Consider the following 2775-nt stretch of genomic DNA (forward strand, 5'->3'; position numbering starts at 1 on the left):
GCGCCGAGCGGCGCCGCCCCCGTCGGCGCGCACGCGCGGTCCTCACGCCTCGGTGGCCCCCACCAGCCAGGCGACCTTGTGGGCCGTGACCCCGAGGCTCCCGCTACTGCCGAGGTGGACCCCGAACGAGGCGAGGAACGCGTAGTCGAATTCCCTGCGTTCACAGATCACGTCCTCGACCGCGCAGGTGGACGCCGGGTTGCTCACCCGAAGGTAGGGCGAGCGGCCGTCGACCACGTCCGCCCGGACGGAGTAACGGGACAGTTCGCCGGCGAGTTTGCCGAGGTGCCCGTGTTCCTCGGAGGCCTCCTGGGCCGGCTGCTCGTCCTCGGTCTGTCTCGACTGGGCCATGGCGCAGATCCTTTCGTGTCGAGCGCGGGTGCTCTCCTCGATGCCCTGCCGCCATTGTGACTCAAGGTTATAATACCGTTACGCACCCGGATGGCGACACGCCGTCATGCCGTCCAGGCCCCCCGGTACATCACGTCGGACACGGTGAGCCCCTCCGACATGACGACGAGGTCGGCGTGGCCCCCGACCTCGATCCGCCCCGCTCCGGCCAGGCCCAGCGCCGCCGCGGGGACCGACGACGCGGACCGCACCGCCTCGGGCACGCCGACCCCCAGCCCCTCGACCGCGTTGCGCACGGCCCGGGGCAGCACGATGGTGCTGGAGGCGATCGCCCCGTTCTCCACCAGCCGCGCCTCTCCGCCGCTCACGCGCACCCGCAGGTCGCCCAGCGTGTACTCGCCGTCGCCCAGCCCGGTCGCCGACATCGCGTCCGTCACCAGGGACACCCGGTCCGCGCCCGCGGCCGCGAACACCAGGGCCGCCGCGCCGGGGTGGACGTGCACGTTGTCCATGATCAGTTCGAGGGTCACCCGGCCGTCGTTCAGCGCGGCCGCGATCGGTCCCGGGTCCCTGTGGTTGAGCGGCCTCATCGCGTTGTACACGTGGGTGGCCACCGTCGCCCCGGCGTCGAAGGCCGCCAGGGTCTGCTCGTAGCCGGCGTCGGTGTGCCCCACGGCGGCCACCACCCCCGAGGACACCGCCGCGCCGATCAGGTCCAGGGCGCCCGGGAGCTCGGGGGCCACCGTGACCATGCGCACGTGCCCCCGGCCGGCCTTCAGCCAGCGGTCGAACTCGACCGTGTCCGGGTCGCGCAGCAGCTCCGGGTCGTGCGCCCCGCACTTCGAGCGGGCGATGAACGGCCCCTCCAGGTAGATCCCCGCGAGCTCCCCGGCGTCGCAGAGCTCGGCGAGGGCCGCCACCTGGCGGACCGTGTCCTCGGGGGTGGCGGCCACCAGGCCCCCCACCAGGGAGGTCACCCCGTGGCGGCGGTTGAAGGCGACGATCTCGCGGACGCCCTCCGGATCGGCCTCGGGGAAGGCGTGCCCGGCCCCTCCGTGGATGTGGGTGTCGACCAGGCCGGGGACGACCCACGAGCCGGCGAGGTCGCGGATCTCGCCGGGGGAGGCTCCGGAGGAGGGGGCGTCCGAGCCGAGCGCGGCCACGCGGCCGTTCTCGACCCGCAGCCAGCCGTCGTGGACTCCGTCGGGGGTCACGACGCGCGCGTTGGTGAGCGTGACGGGGGTGTGGGCCATGTTCGAGCTCTCTCTGCGTCTGCGGCGCCCGGTGAACGGGAGGGCGAAGGTTGTGTGGCGCAAATTACATCGCCGCGTCGGCGCCGGGTGGAAGGGGGTGTGCCTTCCGCCGTTGCGCCCCGTATCCCCTGCGGAGCTGGGGCGTTCCGAACCCTGGGACGGCTGTCCGAGGGCTGGACCGTACGTCGTCGGGGCCTGTCGTCGCGAGGCGGGGGGCGGCACGCATTGACGATAGCGGCCGCCGCGCCTCATGATGGAGGCATGTCCGCCGGTGAGCTGCTTGTCCAGCGCCTGCATGTCGATCTGAGACAGCAGGCGAGCGCGCTCTGTCGTAGCTAGTGCCTTGCGGGGCCGCAGCCCCGCGCCACGGGTGTACTCCCGTGACCGTGCCCTACCGCAGACACCGGACGCTCATCACTCCCAGTTCTGGGCCCGGGTCGTACCCCGGCCCGCGGAGCCTCCCTGCCAGGCCCGACGCACCGAGTCCCGGACGACGAGGTCCACTCCCCGTGTCGGTAAGAGGAACGACGTCCTCTCCGGTGTCAGCACCCCGATCGCCGCCCCCCGACGTTTCCTCCGGTCGATCCCGGCTCGCTCTGACCGAACCCAGGAGTTCCGCATGACCCGCTTCACCGTGCTCGTCGCCGCCCCCCGCTCCCGTTCCGCCGTCCGGGACGCCGCCCTGCGCGCCGCCTCCGAGGTGGCCTCCCGCGCGGGGGTCGCCTCCGTCCCCGACGTCATCGACCTCGCGGAGCTGGGCCCCGACCTGCTCGCCGAGTCCTCCGAAGCCGTGGACGCCGCACTGGAGACGGTGCGGCGGAGCGACGTCCTGCTCGTCGCGTCCCCGCAGGCGCACGGCACCTACACCGGCCTGCTGAAGGTGTTCCTCGACCGCCTGCCCGAGCTGGGCCTGGGCCACACCGTCGCGGTCCCGCTGGCCGTCGTGGACGACCTGCGCAACAGCCACGGCATCGAGGAGGACCTGCGGATCCTGCTCGCCGACCTGGGCGCCTGGGTGGCCGAGCCCGGCCTGATCCTGGCCGACGACGAGACCGGCCGGCCCGACAGCGTCGTGCGGGCCTGGGCGGACGTCGCCGCCCCGGGTCTGCGCCAGGCCGTCTCCGTGGCCGCCTGACCCGGACCTGCCGTCCGCCGGCGGCGGGCCCGTGTC

Annotated in this window: 3 protein-coding genes; 1 reads left to right on the forward strand and 2 read right to left on the reverse strand. The window is 73.6% G+C overall.

The annotated features are described in order from the left end of the window. Nucleotides 1–42 precede the first annotated feature (42 nt). Nucleotides 43–351 carry a hypothetical protein gene (locus ACWGL3_RS31905; RefSeq protein WP_267948336.1) on the reverse strand — a complete coding sequence of 103 codons (309 nt, stop codon included), beginning with the start codon at nucleotides 349–351 and terminating at the stop codon, nucleotides 43–45. Nucleotides 352–455: 104 nt separating this feature from the next. Then, a complete protein-coding gene (gene nagA / locus ACWGL3_RS31910; protein WP_267948337.1) occupies nucleotides 456–1604 on the reverse strand; it encodes an N-acetylglucosamine-6-phosphate deacetylase in 1149 nt (382 codons plus the stop codon). A gap of 619 nt (nucleotides 1605–2223) precedes the next feature. Between nagA and ACWGL3_RS31915 the strand changes: the two genes are divergently transcribed. Beyond that, entirely contained in the window at nucleotides 2224–2739 is a 516-nt protein-coding gene (locus ACWGL3_RS31915; protein ID WP_267948338.1) for an NADPH-dependent FMN reductase, read from the forward strand. Nucleotides 2740–2775: the final 36 nt, after the last annotated feature.

This window comes from Nocardiopsis sp. NPDC055824 (assembly GCF_053616335.1).

Excerpts from the sequence above, each read along its gene's own strand:
- nagA (WP_267948337.1), bottom strand. The coding sequence starts at position 1,604 with ATGGCCCACACCCCCGTCACGCTCACCAACGCGCGCGTCGTGACCCCC.
- ACWGL3_RS31905 (WP_267948336.1), bottom strand. The coding sequence starts at position 351 with ATGGCCCAGTCGAGACAGACCGAGGACGAGCAGCCGGCCCAGGAGGCC.
- ACWGL3_RS31915 (WP_267948338.1), top strand. The coding sequence starts at position 2,224 with ATGACCCGCTTCACCGTGCTCGTCGCCGCCCCCCGCTCCCGTTCCGCC.